At 39.6% G+C, this 18,388-nt stretch carries 23 protein-coding genes; 18 read left to right on the forward strand and 5 right to left on the reverse strand.

Annotated features, from left to right (window positions below; translation table 11 throughout):
* Positions 1–119 precede the first annotated feature (119 nt).
* The 7 genes from lepA (at position 120) to BCY91_RS11775 (ending at position 5,128) form a co-directional block, all read left to right on the forward strand.
* Positions 120–1,904, forward strand: a complete 1,785-nt coding sequence (lepA, locus tag BCY91_RS11745) for a translation elongation factor 4 (protein ID WP_120182233.1) — start codon at positions 120–122, stop codon at positions 1,902–1,904.
* Positions 1,905–2,067: 163 nt separating this feature from the next.
* Entirely contained in the window at positions 2,068–2,325 is a 258-nt protein-coding gene (locus tag BCY91_RS11750; protein ID WP_120182234.1) for a DUF6364 family protein, read from the forward strand.
* Positions 2,322–2,741 (forward strand): PIN domain-containing protein, encoded by a 420-nt coding sequence (locus tag BCY91_RS11755; RefSeq protein WP_120182235.1) that lies wholly within the window; start codon positions 2,322–2,324, stop codon positions 2,739–2,741. Before BCY91_RS11750 ends, BCY91_RS11755 begins: the two co-directional genes overlap by 4 nt.
* Positions 2,742–2,838: 97 nt before the next feature.
* On the forward strand, positions 2,839–3,720 hold the full coding sequence (locus BCY91_RS11760) for a bifunctional 5,10-methylenetetrahydrofolate dehydrogenase/5,10-methenyltetrahydrofolate cyclohydrolase (RefSeq protein WP_120182236.1): 882 nt from the start codon (positions 2,839–2,841) through the stop codon (positions 3,718–3,720).
* 48 nt (positions 3,721–3,768) lie between these two features.
* Entirely contained in the window at positions 3,769–4,242 is a 474-nt protein-coding gene (locus BCY91_RS11765) for a YehS family protein (protein ID WP_120182237.1), read from the forward strand.
* A 12-nt stretch (positions 4,243–4,254) separates the two neighbouring features.
* The gene (locus BCY91_RS11770; protein WP_120182238.1) at positions 4,255–4,608 is read left to right on the forward strand and encodes a VOC family protein; all 354 of its coding nucleotides are present in this window, start codon (positions 4,255–4,257) and stop codon (positions 4,606–4,608) included.
* Positions 4,609–4,675: 67 nt separating this feature from the next.
* The gene (locus BCY91_RS11775; RefSeq protein ID WP_120182239.1) at positions 4,676–5,128 is read left to right on the forward strand and encodes a DUF2059 domain-containing protein; all 453 of its coding nucleotides are present in this window, start codon (positions 4,676–4,678) and stop codon (positions 5,126–5,128) included.
* A 54-nt stretch (positions 5,129–5,182) separates the two neighbouring features.
* On the opposite strand, the gene BCY91_RS11780 is transcribed toward BCY91_RS11775, so the two are convergent.
* Positions 5,183–5,947, reverse strand: coding sequence for a lytic transglycosylase domain-containing protein (locus BCY91_RS11780; RefSeq protein WP_245989108.1), 765 nt, complete (start codon positions 5,945–5,947; stop codon positions 5,183–5,185).
* A gap of 217 nt (positions 5,948–6,164) precedes the next feature.
* Here BCY91_RS11780 and BCY91_RS11785 point away from each other — a divergent pair, with 217 nt between their 5' ends.
* Both BCY91_RS11785 and BCY91_RS11790 read left to right on the forward strand, forming a co-directional pair.
* Entirely contained in the window at positions 6,165–7,634 is a 1,470-nt protein-coding gene (locus tag BCY91_RS11785) for a pseudouridine synthase (RefSeq protein ID WP_120182241.1), read from the forward strand.
* Between the two features lie 98 nt (positions 7,635–7,732).
* Positions 7,733–8,797, forward strand: a complete 1,065-nt coding sequence (locus BCY91_RS11790; RefSeq protein ID WP_147387941.1) for a HesA/MoeB/ThiF family protein — start codon at positions 7,733–7,735, stop codon at positions 8,795–8,797.
* Here the strand turns inward: BCY91_RS11790 and BCY91_RS11795 are convergent.
* The 4 genes from BCY91_RS11795 to BCY91_RS11810 all read right to left on the reverse strand — a co-directional run bounded on the left by BCY91_RS11795 (position 8,785) and on the right by BCY91_RS11810 (position 10,956).
* The gene (locus tag BCY91_RS11795) at positions 8,785–9,339 is read right to left on the reverse strand and encodes a molybdenum cofactor guanylyltransferase (protein WP_120182243.1); all 555 of its coding nucleotides are present in this window, start codon (positions 9,337–9,339) and stop codon (positions 8,785–8,787) included. The two genes, BCY91_RS11790 and BCY91_RS11795, sit on opposite strands and share 13 nt — an antisense overlap.
* Before the next feature lie 166 nt (positions 9,340–9,505).
* Positions 9,506–9,961, reverse strand: a complete 456-nt coding sequence (locus tag BCY91_RS11800; protein ID WP_120182244.1) for a molybdenum cofactor biosynthesis protein MoaE — start codon at positions 9,959–9,961, stop codon at positions 9,506–9,508.
* 1 nt (position 9,962) lies between these two features.
* Positions 9,963–10,196 (reverse strand): MoaD/ThiS family protein, encoded by a 234-nt coding sequence (locus BCY91_RS11805; protein ID WP_120182245.1) that lies wholly within the window; start codon positions 10,194–10,196, stop codon positions 9,963–9,965.
* Positions 10,197–10,311: 115 nt separating this feature from the next.
* On the reverse strand, positions 10,312–10,956 hold the full coding sequence (locus BCY91_RS11810; RefSeq protein WP_182995367.1) for a radical SAM protein: 645 nt from the start codon (positions 10,954–10,956) through the stop codon (positions 10,312–10,314).
* Positions 10,957–11,216: 260 nt separating this feature from the next.
* Between BCY91_RS11810 and BCY91_RS11815 the strand changes: the two genes are divergently transcribed.
* The 9 genes from BCY91_RS11815 (at position 11,217) to BCY91_RS11850 (ending at position 18,243) form a co-directional block, all read left to right on the forward strand.
* Positions 11,217–12,482 carry a site-specific integrase gene (locus BCY91_RS11815; protein ID WP_078704261.1) on the forward strand — a complete coding sequence of 422 codons (1,266 nt, stop codon included), beginning with the start codon at positions 11,217–11,219 and terminating at the stop codon, positions 12,480–12,482.
* A gap of 665 nt (positions 12,483–13,147) precedes the next feature.
* A complete protein-coding gene (locus BCY91_RS11820; protein ID WP_113264893.1) occupies positions 13,148–13,525 on the forward strand; it encodes a single-stranded DNA-binding protein in 378 nt (125 codons plus the stop codon).
* A gap of 44 nt (positions 13,526–13,569) precedes the next feature.
* A complete protein-coding gene (locus BCY91_RS11825; protein ID WP_113264894.1) occupies positions 13,570–14,643 on the forward strand; it encodes a DUF932 domain-containing protein in 1,074 nt (357 codons plus the stop codon).
* 52 nt (positions 14,644–14,695) lie between these two features.
* Positions 14,696–15,295, forward strand: a complete 600-nt coding sequence (locus tag BCY91_RS11830; RefSeq protein ID WP_078704255.1) for a PRTRC system protein E — start codon at positions 14,696–14,698, stop codon at positions 15,293–15,295.
* 27 nt (positions 15,296–15,322) lie between these two features.
* Positions 15,323–15,541: a PRTRC system protein C gene (locus BCY91_RS11835; RefSeq protein ID WP_037438461.1), complete on the forward strand. Its 219-nt coding sequence runs from the start codon at positions 15,323–15,325 to the stop codon at positions 15,539–15,541.
* A 17-nt stretch (positions 15,542–15,558) separates the two neighbouring features.
* Complete coding sequence (locus tag BCY91_RS11840) at positions 15,559–16,482, forward strand: hypothetical protein (protein ID WP_245989010.1); 924 nt, start codon at positions 15,559–15,561, stop codon at positions 16,480–16,482.
* 5 nt (positions 16,483–16,487) lie between these two features.
* The gene (locus tag BCY91_RS17890; protein WP_245989011.1) at positions 16,488–16,721 is read left to right on the forward strand and encodes a hypothetical protein; all 234 of its coding nucleotides are present in this window, start codon (positions 16,488–16,490) and stop codon (positions 16,719–16,721) included.
* Positions 16,718–17,437, forward strand: coding sequence for a PRTRC system protein B (locus BCY91_RS11845; RefSeq protein ID WP_120181048.1), 720 nt, complete (start codon positions 16,718–16,720; stop codon positions 17,435–17,437). The genes BCY91_RS17890 and BCY91_RS11845 overlap by 4 nt, the downstream gene beginning before the upstream one ends.
* Positions 17,437–18,243, forward strand: coding sequence for a PRTRC system ThiF family protein (locus tag BCY91_RS11850; protein ID WP_113264898.1), 807 nt, complete (start codon positions 17,437–17,439; stop codon positions 18,241–18,243). The genes BCY91_RS11845 and BCY91_RS11850 overlap by 1 nt, the downstream gene beginning before the upstream one ends.
* Positions 18,244–18,388 lie beyond the last annotated feature (145 nt).

Here is an 18,388-nt window from a genome sequence, read left to right on the forward strand (position 1 = left end):
TGTAAGGAATAAGGAGTAAAGAGCGAGGAAATGGGCGCTTGTTATTTACCGTTTAGCTACGCTTGCGCCGTTTAAAAAAAAACGATAATTCTGCGTAAAAATCTATCTTTGCGTTTCAGATGAAGCATATACGTAATTTTTGCATTATTGCACATATCGACCATGGTAAAAGTACCCTGGCTGATAGGTTGTTAGAGTACACGTCGACAGTTAGTCAGCGCGAAGCGCAAGCACAACTGTTAGACAATATGGATTTGGAGCGCGAGCGCGGTATTACCATAAAAAGCCACGCCATACAGATGAACTATGTGCATGAAGGCCAAGAATATGTGCTAAACCTGATTGACACCCCGGGGCACGTCGATTTTTCGTATGAGGTTTCACGGTCTATCGCTGCCTGCGAAGGTGCTTTGCTTATTGTAGATGCTTCGCAAGGCATCCAAGCGCAAACCATCTCTAACCTTTACTTGGCGCTTGAACAAGATCTTACCATTATCCCTATACTGAATAAGATGGACTTACCGGGCGCTATGCCAGAGGAGGTGAAAGACCAGATTATTGATTTGATTGGCGGCGACCGTTCGGAGATTATCCCGGCATCGGGCAAAACCGGAATGGGAATTAAAGAAATTTTGACAGCTGTAATTGAGCGTGTACCGCCACCTGTTGGCGATGCAGATGCGCCACTGCAAGCTTTAATTTTCGACTCCGTTTTCAACTCTTTCCGTGGCATTATCGCCTACTTTAAAGTAGTAAACGGCGAAATCCGCAAAAACGATAAAGTAAAATTTGTGGCTACCGGCAAAGAATATATTGCTGATGAAGTTGGTATCTTAAAACTGAACCCAACGCCCAAAGAGGTAGTGAAAACCGGCGACGTAGGTTATATTATTTCGGGGATAAAGGAAGCGAGAGAAGTTAAAGTTGGCGATACCATCGTGCTAAAAGATAAGCAGGTAGCAGGTATCCAAGGTTTTGAAGAAGTAAAACCGATGGTTTTTGCTGGAATTTATCCGGTAGATACCGATGAGTTTGAAGAACTGCGCGAAGCGATGCACAAACTGCAGCTAAATGATGCTTCTCTGGTTTTTGAACCAGAATCTTCCGCTGCTTTAGGCTTCGGTTTCCGATGCGGCTTTTTGGGGATGTTGCACATGGAAATTATCCAGGAGCGTTTGGAACGCGAGTTTGACATGACGGTAATTACCACCGTGCCCAACGTTTCTTACATTGCGCATACTACCAAAGGCGATCCGCGTGTGGTAAACAACCCATCAGAATTGCCCGACCCTTCAAAACTTCAGTTTGTTGAAGAACCTTATATTAAAGCCAACATTATTACCAAAGCCGAGTTTGTGGGCCCGGTAATGTCTCTTTGCATCCAAAAAAGGGGCGTTATTGTCAATCAGCATTACTTAACATCGGACCGGGTTGAGCTTGTTTTTGAAATGCCAATGGGCGAAATTGTTTTTGATTTTTACGATAAGCTGAAAACAATTTCTAAAGGTTATGCTTCGTTTGACTATCATCAAATTGGCTTTAAACAGTCTGATTTGGTAAAAATGGATATTATGCTTAATGGGGAGCATGTTGACGCATTGTCCTCGTTAATCCATCGCAGCAATGCCTACGATTTTGGTAAACGCATTTGCGAAAAACTTCGCGAGCTGATCCCGAGGCAACAGTTTGAAATTGCCATTCAAGCATCAATAGGCGCTAAAATTATCGCCCGAGAAAACGTGAGGGCCTTACGTAAAGATGTTACCGCGAAGTGTTACGGTGGTGATATCTCGCGTAAGCGGAAATTACTGGAAAAACAGAAAAAAGGTAAAAAACGGATGCGTCAGGTGGGCAACGTGGAAATCCCTCAATCGGCGTTTATGGCAGTGTTGAAGTTGGATTAAAGCTGAAGTAGCAAGTGTATCAAGACATCAGTATCAAGATCACAGGCAGCCGTTAGGTATACATCTAAACGCCAAAAAATCATCTTGATACCTAACACTTTTTTACGTATAAAAAATTTTTAATTCACGTATTGATTTGTACCTTTGGTAAAAAATTTTTGTTATGGATGCTAAACTAACTTTATCTTTTGATGAGGCTGTCATTAATAAAGCAAAACAATACGCAGAGCGCAACAACATCAGCTTATCGCGGATGGTAGAGCATTTATTAGCAAAAGTTGTAGAGAAACCTTACCAATCTTTAGAAGATTTTCCGATTGCTGATTGGGTAAGACAAGTAGCCGAAGGCGATGCTATCTACAAAACCAAAAAAAGCAAAAAAACTTCGCTAGAGGATGAGTTTTTCGCCTCAAAAAAATGAGAGTTTTTTTAGATGCCAACGTTCTAGTTGCGGTATTAAACAAAGAATATCCCGTATTTTCTTACGCCGCGCGCATATTAAGCCTGGCCGATAAACCTGCGTTTACAATTTACACTTCGCCCGTTTGTTTGGCCATTGCCTATTATTTTGCCGAAAAAAAAACATCCGCAAAAATCGCAAAAGCTAAAATCAGCTTGCTTTTGGAGCATATTAAAGTTGCCGGAAACGACGAATTGGGGGTACAACAAACCTTAATAAACAAAAAAGTGCTTAATTTTGAAGATGGTTTAGAATACTATGCCGCAATACAAAACGAATGCAAGTGCATCGTAACAGAGAACTTAAAAGATTTTCATTTTTCGGAAATAGAGGTCTTAAATTGTGAAAGCTTTGCTTTGAAATATTTCGCGCGCTGAAGCTTACGCAAATTTTGCCTACTATTCATTTTGAAATATCCTCGGTGCATTTCCAAAAAATTTTAGCTTTGTAATTCAAATCAAATCCCTATAAACAATGACCCTGTTAGACGGAAAACACGTATCAGAAGAATTAAAAAAACAAATTGCTACCGAAGCTGCCGAAATGCTGGAGAAAACGGGCAGAAAGCCACATTTGGTTGCTGTTTTAGTTGGAAACGACGGGGGCAGCGAAACCTATGTAGCCAGCAAAATGCGCAACTGCGAGAAAGTTGGCTTTAAATCTTCTTTGGTAAGATATGATGATACGGTTACCGAAGCAGCGCTTTTATCTAAAATAGAGGAACTAAACAAAGACAGCTCGGTCGACGGCTTTATCGTTCAGCTTCCTTTACCAAAGCACATTGACCCCGAAAAAGTTACCGAGGCCATAGATTACCGCAAAGATGTTGACGGCTTTCACCCCATTAATTTGGGACGTATGCAACGCAATTTACCATGTTTTTTACCAGCAACGCCTTTCGGTATTATGTTGATGTTGCAATTTTACGGCATTGAAACTGCCGGAAAAAACTGCGTGGTTATTGGCCGCAGCAATATAGTAGGCAGCCCAATGAGCATTTTGATGGCGCGTAATGCCAATCCTGGAAATGCCACGGTTACGCTTACCCACAGCAGAACACAAAATTTGAAAGAAATTTGCCAAAAGGCAGACATCATTATTGCGGCCATTGGCAAAAAGAACTTTGTAACGGCAGATATGGTTAAAGAGGGTGCGGTGGTTATTGATGTGGGTATGAACCGCGAAACGTCGGACAAAACTAAATCGGGTTATAAACTTTATGGAGATGTAGATTTTGATAACGTGGCGCCCAAATGCGCTTACATTACGCCGGTGCCGGGCGGCGTAGGTTTAATGACTATTGTAAGTTTATTGAGAAATACCCTATCTGCCGCAAAAAAAGAATTTTACTCTTAACGGAGAAAGTTTTGAGGTTTAGATAAACAGGCATTAAAAAATTGAAATTTGCTTAACAACGATATTTTAAGACGTTTACGTTTCATTTTTGACTTGAATGATGATAAAATGATCAAAATATTTGCCTTGGCGGCCGAGGAGGTAACGCGCGCGCAAATTAGCGATTGGCTAAAGAAAGATGACCACGAAGATTTTAAGCCTATCTATGATATTGATCTTTCGAAATTTTTGAACGGGTTCATTACCTACAAGCGCGGGCAAAAAGAAGGCGAAATTCCTAAACCCGAAAAATCTTTAAACAACAACTTAGTACTCAGGAAATTGAAAATCGCTTTGTCTTTAAAAGACGACGACATTTTAGAGATTTTAAATTTGGCGAATTTCCGTTTAAGCAAACACGAGTTGAGTGCTTTCTTCCGCAACCCCAGCCAATCGCAGTATCGCCAATGCAAGGACCAAGTGTTGCGGAACTTTTTGTACGGCTTGCAAATCAAAGAACGCGGAGTTACAAAATCTGAATAAGAACATTGCGACATGATTGCCTTTAAACGTACAGACCATATTTTAATTAATGTGCCACCGGGCGAACTTGCATCTGCTAAACATTTTTATCAAGATGTTTTGGGCTTGCAACCTATTGAAAGTGAACGTCCGTTTGTGGCTTTATGGTTTCGCATAGCCGATATTGAACTGCATATTACAGAAGAAGCCGGTGGAACTTTATCGGGACGCCATCCAGCGTTTGAAGTAGAAGATTTGGCTGAAGCAGCCCGATTCTTGAAGTCAAAAGCTATTTCGCTAAGTTATTCATCCAAAATACCCGGCCGCGAACGTTTATTCTTCCGCGACCCTTTTGGGAACCGGTTCGAGTTGATTGAATACGATTAGTTCCGACGTTTTTTTGAATAAATACCAGTATTTTTTCGGTAATTCACATCTTAAACCAAAGAAAAAAATGAAAATTACCAAAACTATCTTTCTCGCTTTCCTGTTTATACTTGCTACAACAGCAGCGCTTCAGGCACAAAGTAAAAGCGATAAAATCAAAACTTTATTGAAGCTTACCGGCTCTGCAGATATTGGCACCCAAGTTTCTAAGCAGATGATTGCCGCGCTTAAAACCAATATGAAATCGGTACCGGAAGGTTTTTGGGATGCTTTTGAACAAGAAATTAATGCCGAAAACCTTATTGAACGCATTATCCCGATTTACGAAAAATACTATTCGGAAAAAGATATTGATGGTTTAATTACCTTTTACCAAAGTGATTTAGGCAAGAAAGTAACCGCTACCTTACCTACTATAATGCAAGAATCTATGCAAATTGGGCAAACTTGGGGCAAAGAAATTGCTGAAAGGGCAATAAAAAAACTGAAAGAGCAAAACCCAGACGGGCACCAGCATTAACATAAAAAAACAGCCTTCATCAAAAAAAACGAAGGCTGTTTATTCAAACATTTTTTACTTATTACTATCCTCGTAAGCTAACAAACGCTTGGGATTGCTAATTTTATAACCGTAGTCTTCTGGGTGTTCAATTACCTCTTTCATAGAAATTAGGCTATAAACGTATTTGCCCGTTTCTTGGTTTAATTTTAACCTGAAATAATCATCTTGCTGTTGTTTAGCAATTTGCCTTCGCATTCGGCCTTCGCCGCCGTTGTAAGCTGCGGCTGCTAAAGTCCAACTATTAAACTGCTTGTACAAATCTTTGATGTACCTAGCAGCGGCCACGGTTGCTAAGCGAACATTCATACGCTCGTCTACCTTACCGTTTACGGTTAAACCATAATCGCGTGCGGTTTCCGGCATAAACTGCCATACCCCTGCCGCGCCTTTTGGCGAGTACAAACCGCGTGTCATCCCGGTCTCTACTAAAGGAATGTATTTAAAATCTTCCGGAACACCGTATTTTTTCAAAATCGGTTCGATGATAGGAAACCAAATTTCGGCACGTTGGTGCAACCTTAAAGTCCGCAGATTATTATAAGAATGCGCTTTCAAAGCTTTTCGCATCTTTTTTTCGATGCCTTTATCGCCGGAAGGCAAAAGTTCATTAGCAAATTCCAAATGGCTAATCGCATCTGTTTCTACAATGCTTCTTAGCGCCTTTAAATTTGGAACGTCAGCTTTGCTAATTGTACTGGAATAGCTGTAACCAAACATTTTTGTGAGCACACAAAATACCAACATCAAGCTACAAGCAACTATGTATTTTAATCGCATAATTCTTGTTTTTTTTATCCAATAATAAAAAAGCTGGGCAAAGGTATAGTTTATTTATCACATAATCAAATAGTTAGCAAAAACAGCGTTTAAACACCATTAAACACCGCTTTTTAGGACTTTTATGTTAGGCAAACAAAACTACCTTGTAAACATGCGCTTATCCCCTAATTTTTTGTAATTTTGCAGCCCTTAAACAGGTTTAAAATTTTTAACCATGCCATTTAACAAAAACAGGAACAGTCGTGATGACAAGTCCGGCAAAGACTTTAACAAGTCAAACAGATCTGAATCTACCGGCAGATCAAAATCAGAAAATTATCCGCGCCCCTCTTTCTCCGATGACCGCAACGAAAGAAGCTACAAAAAGCCTTACGGATCTAGGGATGGCGACAGCCGTAGCTATCGCGGCAGCAATGAGCGCACTGGAGAAAGAAAAAGCTTTGGCGACCGTAAGGCAGGTGGCGACAGCTACCGCGACAGAAAAGATTACGGCGAACGCGGTGAGCGTTACGGTGAAAGAAAAAGCTACGGCGACCGTAAACCATATGGTAACCGCGATGAAAACTACGGTGAAAGAAAAAGCTTTGGTAAACGCAACGATGACAGAAACCCTTACGGCGAACGTAAACCTTATAGCGAACGCGAAGAGAATTTTAGCGAAAGAAAAACTTATGGCGAACATAAGCGCTACGGCGAGGAGCGCGATAGGTTTAACGACAGAAAGTCACGCTCGCGCAAAGACGCCAACGGCAAAGCACCTTTCCGCTCGAGAAATGATGAAAACAGAAAGCCATTTGTAAGCAGCGACAGGGACTTTAACCAAAACTACCGCAGACGTGATGATGAGCGCGGAGAAGAAAGGCCTAACAGATTCCGCAGAGATGACGACCATCGTGATTTTGGAGACGACCAGGTTAGGTTAAAAAGATCCGACAGCAACAAGCCGGCAAAAAAGAACAATGAACTTATCCGTTTAAACAGATATATTGCTAATGCTGGCATTTGCTCGCGCAGAAAAGCTGATGAGCTGATTGAAGCAGGCGTTATCAGTGTAAATAACGAAGTAATTACCGAGTTGGGCACAAAAGTAAATCCGGCCACAGATGAGGTACGCTACAACGGCGAATTGCTGAAACGTGAAAAAATGGTGTATGTGCTTTTAAATAAACCGAAAGACTACATCACTACCACAGACGATCCGCAAGAGCGCAAAACGGTAATGGAACTGGTATCTAAAGCTAGCTCTGAGCGAATTTACCCGGTTGGCAGATTAGATAGGAACACCACTGGCTTACTGTTGTTGACAAACGACGGCGATTTGGCAGAAAAGTTATCGCACCCGAAAAACAGCATCAGTAAAATTTACAATGTAGAGCTGGATAAAAACTTAACTCAAGGCGATTTCAATAAAATTGCTTTTGGTGTTGAGCTGGAGGACGGTTTGATAAAGCCAGATGAAATAAGCTACGTAAAAGGTGGCTCAAAAAGAGAAATAGGCATACAGATACACAGTGGCAAAAACCGGATTGTACGCCGTATTTTTGAAAGTTTAGGTTACGAAGTTGAAAAGCTTGACCGTGTAATTTATGCCAACCTTACCAAAAAAGATCTTCCGCGTGGCCGTTGGAGATATTTAACAGATATGGAGCTGGTGCAGCTAAAGCACTTTACAAAGGTTCAGTAACTATTGGGTTTTTAAAACCTAACATTGCATTTTTGAAGTCCGTGAACCAAATCGCGGACTTTTTTTGTGTTTATTTGCTTATTATCCAACCGCGCAGTATGAATATCTCACTATCAAAAGAAGAGCAAATTAAATATAGCCGCAGCTTGTCTTTAAAAGGTTTTGGCGCAGAGGCACAATTGAAACTCAAGAATGCTTCTGTTTTGGTAATTGGTGCGGGCGGATTGGGATGCCCTGCCTTATTATATTTAACAACTGCCGGTGTTGGAGTAATTGGTATCGCCGATGGCGATGTAGTTTCGCTCACAAACCTGCCAAGACAGGTTTTGTATGATATAAACCATGTTGGGCAAAAAAAGGCTGAAGTGGCAAGAAGGATTTTAACAAATAAAAATCCTTCTGTAAACATCCAAATCTACCCTGATTTTATTACGCCGGAGAACTGCCTACCTATTACCGAAAATTATGACGTTATTATTGACGCGAGCGATAATTTTGAAACCCGTTATCTTTTGAATGATGCCTGTGTGATTTTAAACAAGCCACTTATTTACGCTGCACTGCATGAATTTGAGGGCCAAATCTCCGTTTTTAATCATAAAAACGGACCTACGTTAAGGTGTTTGTTTCCAGAAATTCCAAAGACCGGAACAATAAACAACTGCGCAGATACTGGCGTTTTGAGCGTTTTACCGGGTTTGATAGGCGTTTGGCAGGCACAAGAGGCAGTGAAAATTATTACCGGGATTGGTGAAGTTTTAAACGGCAAACTGCTGGTTTATAATTCGCTTTACAATGAGGTAAACGTTATTTCTTTCGAGCTTAATGAAGCAAACAAACAGTTCAGAAATTTAAATCACTTGATAAACAAAAAATACGAAGAAATTGATGCATCTACATTACATAAATTGCTGGAAAAAGATCATATCCAGGTTGTAGATGTTAGAGAACCTGATGAATTTGATGTTGAAAATGTTGGAGGACTAAATATTCCTTTAGTCGAGCTAAGCCACCGGTTTAAAGAATTAAACATCAAAAAAAGAACAGTAGTAATTTGCCAAAGCGGAAAAAGATCTTTAGTTGCTGTTGATTTGATTAAAAAGCAGTATCCGGATATAGAAATCTGCCATTTAAAAGGGGGCTTAAACAACTATTTATTGTAGTTATTGAAGGAAGTATCCGATTCGCCGGTTGCAAGGCTAAAAGTGTTAGAACTATCAAAAACGTGTTGCATGCTGTAATTTTCATCATGTTTTATACGATAGGTTTTCAAAAGTTTTTCTAAACCTATAGCCGTATAAATACCGCAAAAAGGCTGGTAACGTTTTTCATTTTTGTAAACATAAAAATCAAAATCTCTTCTTTTATTAAAACCATCGATTAGCTTTTTTATAGTTTCTGATTTCATATCAATTTGATCGCAGGCTAAAACCAACCAATTATTTTTTGGAAAATGAATATGGGCCGTTAAAATCCCCCGTAAGGGACCGGGTATACTGATGTGATCTATAATCAGATTTTCTTTTGCAATTACGTTTTTATAAGCTTCCAGCTGAGATAAATTGATGCTTACTTTAACGTCTAAACCCAAACACAGGAGCTTCTCACGCATAATTTCAACCCAGGTTTTGCCATTTAAAGTTTTCAAACCTTTATCGGTTCCGGCTCTTTTGCTTTCGCCTCCAGAGAGTATTAATCCGTTCATTAGTTCATTAGGCTTGTTTTTGTGGCTAGTTAGTTAATTGGTCATTGGTTCATTAGTGAACAGTCAGTAGTGAGTTGTTCACTCATTCAAAATTTATTCATTAGTCATTACCGTTAGCAGGTAGCTCCCTCTCCTTCTTCCGCCCGGACGGTACGGACGGGTGAGGCTACTCATAAATATGCACATTAGCATCACCTGTAAGCTCCTGACAACTGCAATTACCGCCCCATTTTTTTTCGCCATCTGTAAAGTATTCGCATTTCCATAAAGGTAATTCGTGTTTTATTTTTTCGATGATGTAGCGGTTTGCCTCGTAGGCTTCTTTGCGATGCGGCGAAGAGGTCAGCACAAAAACTGCGCTCTCCCCTACTGTCACCTCACCAATTCTATGGAGTGCAATAACGCTGGTGAGTTGCCATTTTTCTTTGGCTTCATCCAAATATTGTTGCATCATTTTATTGGCCATGCTTTCTGCTGTTTCATAAAACAAATGAGCCACTTCCTTTCCCAAACTACGCTTCCGCACCGTTCCGTTGAAAATCACGACCGCACCGGCGCTATCATCCTCAAAATCACCGATAACTCGGGCGACATTTATTTTTTCTGTCACAATATATTTCATATTAACCTCCACTGCTTGGCGGAATTACGCTCACCGTTTCAACCCCATTTAAATCGTGTTCCAAAGAAACGAAAGTATCGTCCACTGCAAATCTGGATACATCTAAAATTGCTTTAGCCGACGGATTCTGCTTCTCCAATTGCTTTCTTAGTTCCGAAATGCTGGTAATATCAGTACTTAACTCAACCCTTGCCGGGAAATAATCTTTTAGCACCGCGTATAGTTTTATTTTCATTTTTTTTATTTAGATGTGAGATAGGAGACTGATTTCAGCGTTGCAAAGTATCGAGATGTGAGTATCGAGACTAATGAACCAACGAACTCCTTTTACTAATGACTAACGAACTAAATCATCCTCCGATCTCCAGCATACTCAATTTGCTTCCTGTAAATTTGACTTCCTGTTTTTGTTTTAACGCTTTCCAGAGTCTACTTTTATAGGCTTTTGTTGAATTCGCATCTATTAAGGAAATAGACTCGTTTACACTTAAACATCCATAAATATTTCCTTCATGATCTAATCTTAATCTGTCGCAATCGCTACAAAAAGGATGGCTACTGTTTGCGATAATCCCAAAAACTGCGCCTTCTGTTGTTTCCCAATAATTGGCTGTTGCCGATTGTTTTCTGGGAAGTGCTTTAAATTGGTAATGCCTTTCTATAGCTGATAATATATCTTCTTGCGAAAACAAAAAATCATCTTTCTTATGGTGAAGATGCCCCATTGCCATTACTTCTAAAAACCGGATTACAATTCCTCTTCTTTTCGCAAAATTTAACAATGGAACAAGTTGATCATCGTTTTTGCCTTTCATTAAAACAGTGTTCAGCTTAACATGAAGTCCAGTTTTTAAGGCTACGTCAATTCCCTTTTTTACTTCTTCAAATTTGTCTCTTCGGGTCATTTTAAAAAAGTCTGTACTGTTTGCTGCATCCAAAGAAATATTGATTTCACGCAGACCGGCATCAAACAACAGTTTTGCCTTTTTTTCCAATAAAAAGATTAGTAGAAAGCAAAAATAAGCAAAACGGTTAAAACCGTTTATATACAATGCTTTATAAAACAGTAGTCTTAGTTTGGAACTCGGTGTCTGATAGGTTTTGGTCTTAAAAATACAAAGATAGGTTACTAATTCGTTACCGATTAGCAAAGGTAATTAAAGGTGTAACAGATTATATTTCAGTGTTTTGCCCTATTTTTCATATTCCCTTGTAACTCAATACAATTTAATTTTAAACATTAAACATTTGAGTTATGGAGCAGACAAAAAAATCTACGTTCAAATTACTTTTCTACCTGAAAAAGAACGAGCCGAAAAAGAACGGTAATGCCCCGATTATGGCACGTATTACTATTGATGGAACACCTAAGACTTTAGGAACAAAGTTAGAAATCAACCCAAATAATTGGGATTTAAAGTATGGAAGAGTTGAAGGCAAGAGTGCAAAAGCACTAGGTATTAACCAAAAATTGGATAATATACGGGCACGTATTGATACCCTTTATGAAGATATGCTGAAACACGAGGGTTTTGTAACGGCACAAAAGCTGAAACTTGCATTTCTCGGTGTTGGTATTATGGAAGATTCCTTGCTGAAAGTCTTTAAGAAGAACAATGACGATTTTGGGAAAATGGTAGTACAAGGAGAACGCTCCGAAAGTACCTACTACAAATACAAAATTGTCTATAACCACGTTACTGAATTTATCAAAAGCAGGTATCATCGTGATGACATGGCGTTCAGGGAATTGACGTGTGATTTTATCAGAGAGTTTGATTTCTTCCTTAGAATAGACAAAAAGTGCACACACAATACTGTTTGGGTATATACTATGCCACTCTATCGTGTTGCGGAAATAGCTGTCAAAAACGGTCTTATCAGGAAAAATCCTTTTGAAGATTATGAAATAGCGATGAAGGAAAATGACCGTAGCTATTTACTCAAGGAAAACGTTGAGTCCCTGTTATTACACAATCCTTCAAAACAAAATTATGAAATTGTAAAGGATCTTTTTGTATTCAGCTGTTTTACAGGACTATCTTATATAGATATTAAACAACTTAAAAGTACTAACATACAATCCTTTTTTGATGGTCACGATTGGATTATAAGCCGAAGACAAAAATCTGATGTTGCCTCTAATGTTAGGCTTATGGAAATACCCAAACGTATTATTGAAAAATATAAAGGTACTACCCGAAATGATTTTATTTTTCCTGTTCCAACTAATAAAATTTGTAATAGCCATATAGACAAACTTGTTCAAGAATTAGAGATTGTTACAGAACAAAAAGTAACCTTTCACACCGCAAGGCACACATTTGGAACAATGTTTTTAACAGAGGGTGTACCCCTTGAAAGCCTTAGCAAAATGATGGGACATAAAAACATTTCTACCACTCAAATCTATGCCAAGATTACCAGTCAGAAAATTAGCAAGGATATGGATTTGGTATCGCATAAATTTGCAGGAATGGAAGCCGCATTTTCTGAAATGGAGAAAGAGGTTATCATTTAGAATTTATATACACACAGAGCGAAGCAGGATTATGTCCTGCTTTTTTTATGCCCATACTTAATCCTCAAAAGCACATTTATTCCTCCAGCACCCATCCCATGCAATAAAAGAGCTTTGGCAGGATGACTTAATAAACCATACTGAAAAACTATCCAATCTTATCCCTCAACAAATATTTTCAGTACCGTTTACGTGGCCTCCAAAGCCACAATACTTTGAGATACTAAAATAAATTCTGCTAAATGTAATTGCAGGTTTTGTAATCATAAGGCCATTTCCTCAATGCCTTTTTCAAGTGCTTCCACATGATTTTTTATTCAAGAACCGATATGCTTTTTTGTTCCATTTCAAGAGCAAAGGTATTTCCGTGTTCTTAACGCAGAAACAAGGTCGTGCCTTCCTGGTTTGCAAAAAAAATCTCCACCCATTCGGGTCGTATTTTTTTGACAAAACCTTGTTCCTGCTAAACACTAACCTTTTTATGCTCGTGAAACGAAACAAAGCATACTCCGGCTCTTTAGACGAATAAAAAAAATGTCAGAAATGAAAAAATACAGCATTGGAAATGGCAAAAGAGTGAAACGAAACTTCAGCACCTCCTCTCATTGCCGAATAAATCAAGGGAAAAATCAGAACAAAATTAATAACGCAAAAAAGTAGAAATCATGAACATTACAGGAAGACTGACAAGAGATGCGGAAGTACGCACAACGTCACAGGACAAACAAGTAGTAAATTTTTCAGTAGCGACCAACGACAGCTACCGTAACAAACAAGGTGAGCGTGTAGAGCAAACAACCTATTTTGATTGCTCCTATTGGATAACCCCAAATGTAGCCAAGCTACTTACAAAAGGCACTTTGGTAGAACTATCGGGAAGAGTAAGTACAAGAGCGTGGACAGGCAATGACGGAGAGCCAAGAGCAGGACTGAATTTCCATACCTCACAAATCAAACTGCACGGCGGTGGCAAAAAAACGGAAACGGTACAAGCCACCACAGGCACAAACAATAATAAGACAGAAGACGACCTACCATTTTAACAACGAGTATTCAATCATTTTTTAACATCAAAATTTTAAGCATTATGGCACATAATATCAATTTCAACGAGAGAACAGGACGTTATTCATTTTTTAGCGTTCAGCAAAAAGCGTGGCACGGTTTGGGGCAAATCGTAGAACAGTACCCGACAAGCGAAGAAGCTATCAAGCACGCAGGGTTAGATTACGAAGTCGTAAAATCCCCACTATTTACAAAAGGTTCGGGCATTATCGAAACGGCTAACGGTATTGAGATAGGCAGTAGTGAATTGGAAGTACCTAACTATTTTGCTAACATACGCACCGATAACAATGCAGTATTGGGAGTAGTCGGAAAGGATTACCACATAGTACAAAATCGTGAAGCCTTTAATTTCTTTGATGCAATTGTAGGTGGTGGCGAGGGTATTCTCTATGAAACCGCAGGAGCATTAGGAAACGGAGAACGTATTTTCATCACAGCCAAATTGCCTGACTACATCCGTGTCGGTAATGGCGATGATGTTACGGAAAAGTACATCTTCCTAACCACTTCGCACGATGGTAGCGGAAGTATCACAGCCGCATTTACTCCTATCCGTATAGTTTGCCAAAACACCTTAAACGCTTCGTTACGCAGTATGACCAATGTGGTTCGTATCAAACATACTTCGGGAGCAAAACAACGTATAGAAAATGCCCACAAGATTATGGGACTTGCCAACACATTGAGCAACCAATTAGAGGGAATTTTCAATGAGTGGGCAAAAGTGAAGGTAACAGACCAAGAGGTTAAAAAGCTAATCCAATTGGCACTTTGCCCGAATAAGGAAACCTTTGATTTGCTAAAAAAGGGTGCTATGGATGAAATTTCCACCGTGTTCAAAAATACCGTTGAGGACGCATTTGCATACGCAATGATAAGCGATACACAGCAAATGGACACAACAAAAGGCACTTTGTTCGGAGCGTATAACGCTGTTACAGGCTACTATCAGAACGTGAGAAATTACAAGAATGACGAAGCCAAATTACAAAGCATTGTATTGGGTGGTACTGCTCAACTCAAATCACAGAAAGCATTTGACTTGTGTAATGGTTTTGCTTTAGATGGTGCAGAAATCCTAAACCTTAATTAAATAACAACAGGCTACCGCCTTAATCGGTGGTAGCCTACAAAATTTCATAACAATGAATACAAATTTTTTCAACCAGATACAGCAGTTGGACTTTACAGGAGTATTACAACTGAACATTTCAAAAGGAATAGAAAGCAACCTAATCGTAACAGTATTGCTTAACAACGAACAATGCGGAGATAGTGCCAAAAACGGTATTCCCCCATTGACATTTAACGCCACGCCCCAAGAGTTTGACGAGGGATTTTTTGAACAGATTACCAAACCTATACAAAAAATATCAGGCTTAATGGTGGATATGGAAAAATTCTTAAAGCAATTGGAAGAAGTTAAAAAACAATCGGCAATCGAGAAAGAAAAAGCCGAAAAGGAGAAAAAGGAAAAAGAAGCCAAAGACAAGAAATTTAAAGATGCTATAGTAAAGGCTGACGAGTTGGAGAAAGAGGGTAAGTTCCGTGAAGCGTGGATGAAAGTACCCGATATAACGGAGTTTCCCGAAAAAGCGGACGAGATACGCAAACGCAAAACATCATTATCCGACAAGTTTGCCACACCGAGCCTTTTCGGAACAATGGAAGAAGCACCACATGAATCGCCAGAGGAAGCAGTTACTGCCGATTATCCTATTGATGAAGCGGACGAAGAAGAATAAAAGTGTTAACCCCAAAATCAGAAAGTTATGTTATTAGCAACGCAATTAGAGCGAGTTTTCATACTCAAAGATAAAGGACAGGACATCAGACTGACCGACCCCGAACCACGTTGGAGCGTGGAAGCCGTAATGAATTTTTACGCCAATATGTACCCGATTTTGACAACCGCAAAAGTATCAGCACCACAAATAAAAGATGATGCAGTCGAGTACAAATTTGAGAGCGTAATGGGTACGAAAGGTTAAACCAAAATTTTAAAACGATGAATTATGCAACGCAACATCATATCGGGAACTATCAGCATACCCGAACAGAAACGACAACGGCAATTGCACCGACAGTTGGGCGAGTTTGCCAATTGGATGCAAAGACCAAAGGATGCAAACCAAGTGCAGAAAGACAAGCAGAAGTCCGTACCGATAGCAATGCTACCAATGGTATTTTAAAGTGTACGTTTCTGCCAAAACTGAAAACAGCAAAATCCGTACAGGCTTGTCAGAAAACGGAGAGGGATTTTCACAAGTCCCTTTCCAAACTTGCCGAGCATCACAGCATTGAGCCAATGCAGACCCAAGATTTTGAGTTTCCATACAATATAGTATTGTCTATGTGGGATATGGAAACCAAAGTAAAACGTACCAATATCAATTGGGAAGGTTTTAAATTGATACAGGATAGCAAGAAAACCTACTTTACAAGTGAGGAACGGTACAACACAGGTACAACCTTGTATTACATTCCAGTTGTGCCACTCTTTCAAATACTCAAAGACCAGAAGCGTAAAAAGACCGCACAGCTTTTACTATCAGTATGCAGTTATCTGTACCACATTGCCCAAATTCCCTATTACAGACAAGAAGAAAGTTATTTGTATTGGCTTTACGAAATGATGAACGATTGGGTTGAACAGGACGAGGAAACGGCAGAAACCGAAACCAACAAACGTGAGTTGAGAAATGCCGAATACATTGGCGATAAGGTGGAACAGAAGTTATTCAACCTCATCAATCTAAAGGTATTTGAAAAGCGTTTGAACCGATTTAAAAGTGTTGATACGTTCGATAGCGAATGTTGGAAAATTGCTCGCAATGCGTTTGCCCTTTATACTGAATATCCAAGCGAAAATATTTTCAGAAACGCAACATTGCCCGAAAAAGACCTTATGATAATGACGAGAATGAAATAATCGGAATGGAAAAGTACATTTCATTTATTGCAGATACTAAAGGCTGGTTATACGAAAGCCTTTCAGATACAATCAACAATGAATTTAACGAGTACGGAGCAATGGAAGAGCCAACTATTTCCAAGCAATTTGACGGAAGCGAAATACCAACAGCCAACCTCGATTTTGAGAACCGTTTGTTTGATTTATTAAATGATTTGAGTGGATTATTATACGAATACAAAACGATAGAAAAATGAACACAACAACAGATATAACAGACCATTTCGGAACATTGTACCACCCAAAATCTGCTTTGGTTTTCTACGAAGCCAAAGGAACAGATACCGATATGTACGTGGAGCATTTTGATATGGATAGCAATGGAACGCCTATAAATGCCCACCCACTGACAGTAAAAGAAGCTAACATTTTGGCAAAGGCTTTACAGACGGATGAAGAAAAAAACACAGCCTTTTTAAAGCCAAAGGGAATTTTGCCTACCAACATTCTGCATATTAATCCGAGCGAAAAAGGTACGGTGCTATGGTACACCAAAACACAGCAAAGGCAGATATATTTTGTGGATAGTTTGGGCATACCCAACGGAAAGGCACAAGTACCGCCAATGCTTTGGTTAGCGAGCAAAAGCAGTCTTACGGTATTTGCTTTGGCAAGCGACAGAAGACCTACCGAGAAAACGCCATTGCATTACGTCCCATTTTTCAATATCTACGAAAAAGGCAACGTATGTATGGGTACTGTTAGTATTGACATTAAAAATTCGGCTTCGGTTGAGGAATTTATACAGGCTTGGGAACATTATTTTTTCAATTCCTATTTCAGCCATTCATTATGCGAAAACTTGACGAAAAAAAACATTGTAAACCTTTGGAAAGACCTTATCAACACAGACAAACCCTTTCCTAAAGAAGTATTAAAAAAGAATAACAAAACCCTTAAAAATCTATTGTGATGAATACAGCAAAAACAGCAATCCATTTTACGGACAATTATCTGCTCAATCCGACAAACCCGATTTCGGTAAACCTTATCGGAGCAGGTGGCACAGGCTCAAAAGTATTGACCGCTTTAATGGAAATAAACGAAAGTTTGATAGCATTAGGACACGCAGGGTTGCAAGTCCGCCTTTGGGATGATGATGTTATCACGAGTGCTAATTTAGGCAGACAGCGTTTTGCAGAAAGTGAAACAGGATTATACAAATCCGTTGCCTTGATCAATCGTTGCAACCGTTGGGCGGGTACAAATTGGAAAGCCGAAACGATAAAATTTGAAAAGGACAAGTTTGGGAGAATGCCCGAAAAAGCAAGGGCAATCATTACCATTACTTGTGTGGATAATGTACAGGCGAGGTTTGGCGTTGCTGAAATTCTGAAAGAACTAAGTTACCGCAGACACTATCAAGATGAGCCGAAATATTGGTTAGACTTTGGCAACAGCCAGCATACAGGACAAGTGCTACTATCTACTATCGGAGAGATAAAGCAACCCAATTCCGAGAAATACCAAACGGTGGCAAGCCTGCCATTTGTTACCGATGAATTTGGCGAATTGCTGAAGCAATCCGAACAAGAAGACAACACGCCAAGTTGCTCCCTTGCCGAAGCATTGGAATACCAGGACTTGTTTATCAATTCCTCATTGACACAAATGGGTTGTTCCTTATTGTGGAACTTATTCCGCAGAGGAATGACCGAATACAAGGGATTTTTTCATAATCTGAAAGATTTCCGTACCCACCCGATAAAAGTCGCCTGACCCGAAAAATCGGGCGGGCAAAAATGCAATTCCTCACTTTGGTCGGAAACGCATTTTTGCATTTAGAATAGGTGCAACCCCCTTGTCAAAATGCACCACTACACAATTCCCTTTCCTTACATTTTACCAAACAGGTTGCGAGTTT

Origin of the sequence: Pelobium manganitolerans, from assembly GCF_003609575.1 — a bacterium.
GTDB classification, from domain to species: Bacteria; Bacteroidota; Bacteroidia; order Sphingobacteriales; family Sphingobacteriaceae; genus Pseudopedobacter; species Pseudopedobacter manganitolerans.

Bases quoted from the DNA above. Each gene is read 5' to 3' on its own strand.
- BCY91_RS11785 (WP_120182241.1), top strand. From the start codon at position 6,165: ATGCCATTTAACAAAAACAGGAACAGTCGTGATGACAAGTCCGGCAAA.
- BCY91_RS11840 (WP_245989010.1), top strand. From the start codon at position 15,559: ATGAATTATGCAACGCAACATCATATCGGGAACTATCAGCATACCCGA.
- BCY91_RS11775 (WP_120182239.1), top strand. From the start codon at position 4,676: ATGAAAATTACCAAAACTATCTTTCTCGCTTTCCTGTTTATACTTGCT.
- lepA (WP_120182233.1), top strand. From the start codon at position 120: ATGAAGCATATACGTAATTTTTGCATTATTGCACATATCGACCATGGT.
- BCY91_RS11750 (WP_120182234.1), top strand. From the start codon at position 2,068: ATGGATGCTAAACTAACTTTATCTTTTGATGAGGCTGTCATTAATAAA.
- BCY91_RS11825 (WP_113264894.1), top strand. From the start codon at position 13,570: ATGGCACATAATATCAATTTCAACGAGAGAACAGGACGTTATTCATTT.
- BCY91_RS11835 (WP_037438461.1), top strand. From the start codon at position 15,323: ATGTTATTAGCAACGCAATTAGAGCGAGTTTTCATACTCAAAGATAAA.
- BCY91_RS11815 (WP_078704261.1), top strand. From the start codon at position 11,217: ATGGAGCAGACAAAAAAATCTACGTTCAAATTACTTTTCTACCTGAAA.
- BCY91_RS11845 (WP_120181048.1), top strand. From the start codon at position 16,718: ATGAACACAACAACAGATATAACAGACCATTTCGGAACATTGTACCAC.
- BCY91_RS11755 (WP_120182235.1), top strand. From the start codon at position 2,322: ATGAGAGTTTTTTTAGATGCCAACGTTCTAGTTGCGGTATTAAACAAA.
- BCY91_RS11850 (WP_113264898.1), top strand. From the start codon at position 17,437: ATGAATACAGCAAAAACAGCAATCCATTTTACGGACAATTATCTGCTC.
- BCY91_RS11770 (WP_120182238.1), top strand. From the start codon at position 4,255: ATGATTGCCTTTAAACGTACAGACCATATTTTAATTAATGTGCCACCG.
- BCY91_RS11805 (WP_120182245.1), bottom strand. From the start codon at position 10,196: ATGAAAATAAAACTATACGCGGTGCTAAAAGATTATTTCCCGGCAAGG.
- BCY91_RS17890 (WP_245989011.1), top strand. From the start codon at position 16,488: ATGGAAAAGTACATTTCATTTATTGCAGATACTAAAGGCTGGTTATAC.
- BCY91_RS11795 (WP_120182243.1), bottom strand. From the start codon at position 9,339: ATGAACGGATTAATACTCTCTGGAGGCGAAAGCAAAAGAGCCGGAACC.
- BCY91_RS11820 (WP_113264893.1), top strand. From the start codon at position 13,148: ATGAACATTACAGGAAGACTGACAAGAGATGCGGAAGTACGCACAACG.
- BCY91_RS11780 (WP_245989108.1), bottom strand. From the start codon at position 5,947: ATGCGATTAAAATACATAGTTGCTTGTAGCTTGATGTTGGTATTTTGT.
- BCY91_RS11800 (WP_120182244.1), bottom strand. From the start codon at position 9,961: ATGAAATATATTGTGACAGAAAAAATAAATGTCGCCCGAGTTATCGGT.
- BCY91_RS11790 (WP_147387941.1), top strand. From the start codon at position 7,733: ATGAATATCTCACTATCAAAAGAAGAGCAAATTAAATATAGCCGCAGC.
- BCY91_RS11760 (WP_120182236.1), top strand. From the start codon at position 2,839: ATGACCCTGTTAGACGGAAAACACGTATCAGAAGAATTAAAAAAACAA.
- BCY91_RS11830 (WP_078704255.1), top strand. From the start codon at position 14,696: ATGAATACAAATTTTTTCAACCAGATACAGCAGTTGGACTTTACAGGA.